The organism is Kitasatospora purpeofusca (genome assembly GCF_034043715.1).
GTDB classification, from domain to species: Bacteria; Actinomycetota; Actinomycetes; order Streptomycetales; family Streptomycetaceae; genus Kitasatospora; species Kitasatospora purpeofusca_A.
Genome location: NZ_JAXCLC010000032.1, coordinates 83,005 through 90,263 on the forward strand (window position 1 = coordinate 83,005; position 7,259 = coordinate 90,263).

Consider the following 7,259-nt stretch of genomic DNA (forward strand, 5'->3'; position numbering starts at 1 on the left):
GTCCCCTCCATGATCCGAAACACCAACCGCCGCGTAGCCGCGGCAGGTTCTCTCCTGTTGTCGCTCGGCCTGGTCTCCGCCTGTTCCGACGGCCAGGAGACCACCGGCGCCAACGCCTCGGTGGCGCCGGTCAGCGGGAAGATCTCGATCACCTACCTGCAGAAGCAGGGGGACCAGGAGTACTTCATCGGCGAGGCCGCCGGAGCCAAGGCGAAGGCCGCCGAACTCGGCGTCGACCTCAAGGTGGTGAACCTCGGCAACGACGCCAACAAGACGGTCAGCGAGGTCCAGGCCGCCATCGCCCAGAAGACCAACGGCGTCATCATCGTCGTGCCGGACCCGGCCGTCGGGCCGCAGGTCGTGCAGACCACCAGGGACGCGAAGATCGCCCTGCTCACCTCCGACGACCAGGTCTGCGCCACCGGCCCCGACCCGGCCGCCTGCGCCAAGGCCGACCTGGTGCCGCGGGTCGGCTTCAGCGGCGCCCAGATGGGCACCGAGGTCGGCAAGCGCGCCGCCGCGGAGTACACCAAGGCCGGCTGGACGGCCGCCGACACCCGGGTGATCTCCGCCTGGAAGCAGGACGTCACCGTCTGCGGGGACCGCGTCAAGGGGGCGAAGCAGGCGTTCGACGCGGCCGTCCCCGGCGTCCAGAACATCGACGTCGCCACCGACAACACCCCCACCGGCGCACAGGACAAGGTCGCCGCGACCATCACCGCCAACGCCGGCGTCAAGCACTGGGTGGTGTGGGGCTGCAACGACGAGAACGTGCACGGCGGCGTCACCGCGCTCCAGAACGCCGGCGTCGGAGCCGACAACGTGATCGGCATCGGCCTGGGCGCCTACCTCGCCTGCAAGGACTGGAACGGCGGCAAGCCGACCGGGATGAAGGCCGCGCTGTTCATCAACGGCAAGGAGGTCGGCGCGCTCGCGGTCCAGAGCATGGTCGACAAGCTCAGGAGCGGCAAGGACCTGCCGGCCGAGCAGTTCGCCCCCACCACCATGGTCGACGCGGCCAGTTGGCAGAGCGCCGGCGTCACCTGTGGCTGACCCGGACTCCTCCCGGCCGGGCTCCCCCGCACCGGACCCGTCGGCGTCGGAGCCCCCCGAGCCAGGTCCTTCGACGAGGCAGCCTTCGACGAGGGAGCCTTCGACGAGGGAGCCTTCGACGAGGCCGCCTTCGACGTGGGAGCCTTCGACGAGGGAGCCTTCGACGCCGGCCGCCCCGCCAGCGGCCGGCGTCACCGGCGTCGCCGCCGTCACCAAGACCTTCGGCACCGTCCGCGCCCTCGGCGGAGTCACCCTCGACTTCCCCCGCGGCGCGGTCACCGCGCTGATGGGCGAGAACGGCGCCGGCAAGTCCACCCTGCTGAAGATCCTCACCGGCGACCACCAGCCCACCGAGGGACACGTCCTGCTCGACGGCCGCCCCGTCGACCTGCGCTCCCCGGCCCAGGCCCGCGCCCTCGGCATCCGGATCGTCCCGCAGGAACCCGAGATCGTCCCGCACGTCTCGGTCGCCGAGAACGTCTACGCCGGCGCCCTGCCCACCGGCCGCGGCCGCCGGCTGGACCGGGCCGAGCTGCGCCGCCGGATCACCGCCGACCTGGACCGGCTCGGCTTCGCCGGGGTCCTCGACCCCGACCTGCTCGGCTCCCGACTCACCCCCGCCCAGCGGCAGTTGGTCGAGATCCTGCGCGCGCTCACCGGCGAGGCCAAGCTGATCGCCTTCGACGAGCCGACCTCCTCGCTGTCCGAGCAGGAGGTGGACGCCCTGTTCGCGCTGATCGGGCGGCTCCGCGAGCAGGGCATCGCGGTCGTCTACGTCTCGCACCGGATGCAGGAGATCTTCCGGCTCGCCGACCGGATCGCCGTCCTGCGGGACGGCGCGCTGGTCGGCGTCCAGGACGCCCGCGACACCGACGAGGCCGCACTCGTCCGGCAGATGGTCGGCCGCGACCTGTCCGCCGTGTTCACCCGCGGCAACGTCGCCACCGACCGGGTCGTCCTGGAAGCCCGGGGCCTCACCACCGACCACGTCCGCGACGTCGACCTGACCGTCCGGGCCGGCGAGGTCGTCGGCCTGGCCGGGCTCATCGGCGCCGGCCGCTCGGAACTCGCCCTCGCGCTCGCCGGGGACCTCCCGGTCCGCTCCGGCACCGTCACCCTCGACGGCAAACCGCTGCCGTTCGGCCACCCCGGCCGGGTGATCCGCGCCGGCCTCGGCCTGGCCCCCGAGGAACGCAAGGCCCAGGCGCTGTTCCTGCACCGGTCGGTCCGCGACAACATCTCGATCGCCGTGCTGGAACGGCTGCGCCGCTGGCGCTTCGTCAGGCGCGGCGCCGAACGCGAGCTGGCCGCCGAGTACACGGGCCGGCTGCGGGTGCGGACCCCGTCGATCGAGCACGAGGTCCGCAAGCTGTCCGGCGGCAACCAGCAGAAGGTCGTCCTGGCCCGCTGGCTGGCCCGCCGCCCCAAGCTGCTGATCCTCGACGAACCCACCCGCGGCATCGACATCGGCGCCAAGGCGGAGATCTACCGGATCATCGCGGACCTGGCCGAGGAGGGGGTCGCGCTGCTGGTCATCTCCTCCGAACTGCCCGAGGTCCTCGGCCTGGCCGACCGGATCGTGGTCATGCAGGGCGGGCGGGTCACGGGCGAGCTGGACCGCGCCGACGCCACCGAGGAGGCCGTCCTCCAGCTCGCGATGGCCGACGACATCACCCGTACGAAGCCCCCGGGAGCAGTCTCATGACCAGCGCCACCACCCCGCCCGCCGTCGACCGGCCCACGCCGCCCGGCCGGCCCGCGCGCGGGAGCGGCGGCCGCCCGCTCGCCGTCCTGGCCGCCCTCGGCGGCCAGAACCTCAGCCTGCTCGGCGCCCTCGCCCTGGTGCTCACCGTCTTCGGCTCGCTCAACGAGAACTACCTCAGCTGGACCAACGTCCAGGTGATCGCCGAGGCCGCGACCATCACCGGCCTGCTCGCCGTGGTCCAGACCGTGGTGATCATCTGCGGCGGCCTGGACATCTCGGTCGGCTCGCAGGCCGGTCTGGCCTCGGTGGTCAGCGCGATGGCCTACACCTCGGCCGGGTCGAACGCCTTCGCCGGGATGGCGGCCGCGGTGGCCGTGGGTGTCCTGGTCGGCCTCGTCAACGGCCTGGTCATCGTCTACGGCCGGGTCAACGCGACCATCGCCACCCTGGCCGGCCTCGCCGCCTACAAGGGCGTCGCCCAACTCGTCTCCGACGGACGGGCGCAGGGCTACGTCCTCGGCGACCCGGTGTTCGTCTTCCTCGGCCGGGGGAAGATCGCCGGGCTGCCGGTGATGGTGTGGATCCTGATCGTGGTCGCGCTCGCGGTGCACGTCCTGCTGAAGTACACCGACCTGGGCCGCAATCTCTACGCGATCGGCGGCAACGACACCGCCGCCCGGCTGGCCGGCATCGCGATCAACAAGTACCTGGTCGCCGTGTACGCCCTGATCGGCGCGGTCGCCGCGCTCGCCGGCATCCTGCTCACCGCCCGCACCGGCTCCGGGCAGCCGGTCTCCGGCAGCGAGGGCCTGGAACTCAAGGCGATCACCGCCGCGGCCCTCGGCGGCTGCGCGCTCAAGGGCGGCAAGGGCGGCATCGGCGGCACCCTGCTGGCGGTCGCCCTGCTCGGCGCACTGGAGAACGGCCTCACCGTCGAGGGCATCAACTCCTTCTGGCAGAACGTCGCCCAGGGCTCGCTGCTGGTGGTCGCGGTGGTCATCCAGCAGTCCCGCTCCGGCGAACGCGCGGTCGGCCTGCCCGGGTAGCCCTCCGCCGCGCCGCCCCGCCCCGCCCCGCCGCTGTCCGGTTTCCGAGCCGCCTCCTCCGCTGTTCGGCTGCCGCCCCGGCCCATCCGTGTGCGCCCGGTACGGATCCGGCGTGTACGGGACGGCGCCGGCGGGCAGGTGACCCGTCGTGGCGGGTGACCGTCCGGGTGCGGGCCGTTGGGCGGCGTCCGGTGGGTCCACCGTCCGTCGGCAGGACGGGAGGGCGCGGCGGTGACCACGAAGTGGACCGGGGTGTCGCTGGAGAACGTGTGGCTCGACGTGGCCGGGATCGGCGGCATGAGATTCCGGCCGGATCCGTCGGTGGCGCTGCCGGACCGGGTGGAGGTCTACCGGATCCTGGACGGCCGGGGCGAGCCGCTGCCCTGCACGCCGGCCGAGCACGAGCGCTGGGAACTGGCCGCCGTGGCCTGCCTCGGCCGGTTGTCGCGGGCCCTGGAGGACTTCTACTGGGCACACGGCGGCACCATGATCGAGATCGACCTCGTCACCGGCCGGGGCAGCCGCTACGGCATCGGCCGGCCGCGCCGCTGGCCGGGGTGGGAGCGGAGGGTCGTCGAACGGTCGGCCCGCGCCCAGCGGGTCCTCGCGCTGGAGGTGGATCGGGCCGTCGAGGAGTACCGGCCGGTGCGGGCGGAGGTCGCCCTTCGGGTGACCGAGGCGCGCGCGGCCCGCCGGGCGGCGATGGAGGCCGAGCAGCGGGCGACGCGGCACCGTCGGACGGTCCTCGACGAGTTGGCCCTGCGCCGGGTGTGGCACCACCACCGCGCCGGCCCGGGGGAGCCGGTCCTCGTCCGGCGCGTCGATCTGCCGGGGCCGGGTGCGGCGGCCGTCGCTTCGGAGGACTCGGTGACGGACAGTCAAGAGCTCCTGACCGCAAGGGAGTTGGCGGACGCGCTGAACGCCCTGGCGGTACGGGCGGAGAGCCCGGTCGACATCCGGTGGGACGAGCGCGCCAGAGCCGCGACCGAGGCGGAGTGCCTGGCCAGGGAGGTGCGCCTCACCTTCCTGGAGTGGTGGCACGACCTGGCCGGGCCCGGCTGGCGGCCCGGCCCGGACGGTCCCGCTCCGGTCTTCGTGCCGCCCGGGCAGCGTGCCTCCCCTCCCCGGCCGAGCTTCGGCGGCACCGGTATGGGTGGCACCGGCGGCTTCACCGGCGGGCACTCCTACGGCGGGTTCGGCGGCTACTGACCCGGTTGCCGACTAGCTCCTGCCGCTGCTGGTCTCGGCGCCGCTGCTCTTCCTGCGACGGGCGGTCAGGCCCCGGCGACCGGGGCGACGACGAGCTCCCCGACGGCCTCCGTCAGGGCGGCCCGGGCCTGGGCGTTGAGCGCGGAATCGGTGACGAACACATCGATCTCGTCGAGCGCGGCGAAGCCGCTGAGCGCGACCACACCCCACTTGGTGTGGTCGGCGACGACGGCGACCCGGCGCGCCGAGGCGACCAGCGCCCGGTTGGTCTGCGCCTCCGCGAGGTTGGGCGTCGTCAGACCGGCCTGCTCGGAGACCCCGTGGGCGCCCAGGATCAGCAGGTCGACGTGGAGTGAGCGGACGGCCTGGTCGGCCAGCGGCCCGACCAGCGCGGCCGAGGGCGTGGGCGAGCCGCCGGTGAGCAGCAGCGTGGGCGCGCCCGTCCCTTGTTCGTCGCCGGCCGAGCGGACCAGCTCCGCGACCGGCAGCGAGTTGGTGACCACGGTGAGGCGCGGGATGTGCAGCAGCCGGGCCGCGACCGCGTAGGCGGTGGTGCCGGCGGCGACGGCGATCACACTGCCCGGCTCGACCAGGGTCGCGGCGGCCTCGGCCACCGCGGCCTTCGCGGCCGACTCCAGGCCGGACTTGGCCTCGAAGCCGGGTTCGTCGATGGCGGTGTCCGAGGCGGCGACGGCGCCGCCGTGCACCTTCTTCACCACGCCCGAACGCTCCAGGGCGTCGAGGTCGCGCCGCACGGTCATGTCCGAGACGCCCAACTGGTCGACCAGCTCCGCGACCCGCACGGCCCCGCTGCGGCGCACCATCTCGGCGATCATCGCTTGCCGCTGGTGGGCCAGCAGCCCGGTGTCCGCCACGGATGCGCTCCCTCGTGCTGGTGTGCCATCAGGCCCGACAGTGCGTAAAGGATACTGGCTGACGGCATACGCCCGACCGCCGCGGTGGCCGCCGATACGCGACCGAGACGCCTTTACCGGATCCTGACCCGATCGACGGGCGCCCGCGACGCCGTCCACACAGAAGCCTGATGTGTCCTGGCTAGCGTCCGGCCCATGCCCAAGACAGCTGGAACCACCGCCACCGACCGGACCCTTCCGCGCGGGCGCGCCGCCCTGGGGGCGCTGCTGCTGAGTGCGACCGCGGCGTCGCTGCTGCCGACCACGGCGGTCGCCGCGGGACGAGAGTCCGTCACGGCGCACGCCGGCGCCACCACCACCGAGGAGCGCGACCGGATCGACGCCTACTGGACCTCCGACCGGATGCGGCTCGCGGGCGCCCTCGTCCCCGAGATCACGCCCGTGCCCGAGGACGACCACACGCCCGACGACCCCCGGCCGCTGCCCGCCGGCACCCCCGACCCGGGGGCCGTCTGGACCCACGGCGGGGCGGTGGACCGGAGCGTGGGCCGACTGTTCTTCACCTTCTCCGACGGCTACGACGGCAGCTGCACCGCCACGGTCGTCACCGCCGAGAACCGCAGCACCGTCGTCACCGCCGCGCACTGCCTCCGGGGCGTCGGGTCGCCGACCGCCGACGACACCTGGCGCCACAACCTGTACTTCGTCCCCGGCTACCGCAACGGCACCAAGCCGCTCGGCGGCTTCAGCGTCCGGAGCATGGCCACCTCCGCCCACTGGGACGCAGACCCGGGCGGCACCAGCTCGGACGCCGTCGCCGTGGCCGGCCACGACACCGGGATGCTCGTGGTGAACCGTTCGGCCGACGGGCGGCGGGTCGCCGAGGTCACCGGAAGCCAGCGGATCGCGTTCACCCGGCCCGTGGCGGGCGAGTTCGTCGACACCTTCGGGTATCCGAAGGACCGGCTCAACGATCCCGCCGCCAAGTACGCCGGCTCGCGCATGATCCACTGCGCCGGACCCGCCCGTCCCGGTCCGGCGGCTCCGCTGCTGTGGGGCGAGTCCTGCGACATGTCGCACGGGGCGAGCGGAGGCCCCCACTTCACCGGCTTCGACCCCCGGACCGGGATCGGCACGGTCGTGGGTGTCACCACCACGACCGAGGAACTCGCCGGCGGCAGCGCCGGCACGCTCTACGCCACCCGTCTCGGTGATGGTGCGCGTCGTCTTCGTGGTTGGGCGGGTGGTCGGGTGGTGTGATCGCGGTCCGGTGTGTTGGTCGGGGGGATGCACGACGCCGCTGGTCACCTGGCCGCCCGTGTGGTGGGGGTGGTCGGGTGCAGCGGCGTTGTTGTGGTGCGCCCCCTGTGC

Annotated in this window: 6 protein-coding genes; 5 read left to right on the forward strand and 1 reads right to left on the reverse strand. The window is 73.7% G+C overall.

The genetic code is table 11. The annotated features are described in order from the left end of the window. Window positions 1-9 precede the first annotated feature (9 nt). The 4 genes from SM793_RS18405 to SM793_RS18420 all read left to right on the forward strand — a co-directional run bounded on the left by SM793_RS18405 (window position 10) and on the right by SM793_RS18420 (window position 5,013). Complete coding sequence (locus SM793_RS18405) at window positions 10-1,053, forward strand: substrate-binding domain-containing protein (protein WP_320439289.1); 1,044 nt, start codon at window positions 10-12, stop codon at window positions 1,051-1,053. Next, complete coding sequence (locus SM793_RS18410; RefSeq protein ID WP_320439290.1) at window positions 1,046-2,758, forward strand: sugar ABC transporter ATP-binding protein; 1,713 nt, start codon at window positions 1,046-1,048, stop codon at window positions 2,756-2,758. Before SM793_RS18405 ends, SM793_RS18410 begins: the two co-directional genes overlap by 8 nt. After that, window positions 2,755-3,804: an ABC transporter permease gene (locus tag SM793_RS18415; protein WP_320439291.1), complete on the forward strand. Its 1,050-nt coding sequence runs from the start codon at window positions 2,755-2,757 to the stop codon at window positions 3,802-3,804. The genes SM793_RS18410 and SM793_RS18415 overlap by 4 nt, the downstream gene beginning before the upstream one ends. Before the next feature lie 231 nt (window positions 3,805-4,035). Beyond that, window positions 4,036-5,013, forward strand: coding sequence for a hypothetical protein (locus SM793_RS18420; protein ID WP_320439292.1), 978 nt, complete (start codon window positions 4,036-4,038; stop codon window positions 5,011-5,013). Window positions 5,014-5,078: 65 nt separating this feature from the next. Here the strand turns inward: SM793_RS18420 and SM793_RS18425 are convergent, their stop codons facing one another. Further along, window positions 5,079-5,849: a DeoR/GlpR family DNA-binding transcription regulator gene (locus SM793_RS18425; RefSeq protein ID WP_413815986.1), complete on the reverse strand. Its 771-nt coding sequence runs from the start codon at window positions 5,847-5,849 to the stop codon at window positions 5,079-5,081. A gap of 234 nt (window positions 5,850-6,083) precedes the next feature. Here SM793_RS18425 and SM793_RS18430 point away from each other — a divergent pair, with 234 nt between their 5' ends. Next, window positions 6,084-7,148 (forward strand): hypothetical protein, encoded by a 1,065-nt coding sequence (locus tag SM793_RS18430; RefSeq protein ID WP_320439294.1) that lies wholly within the window; start codon window positions 6,084-6,086, stop codon window positions 7,146-7,148. Window positions 7,149-7,259 lie beyond the last annotated feature (111 nt).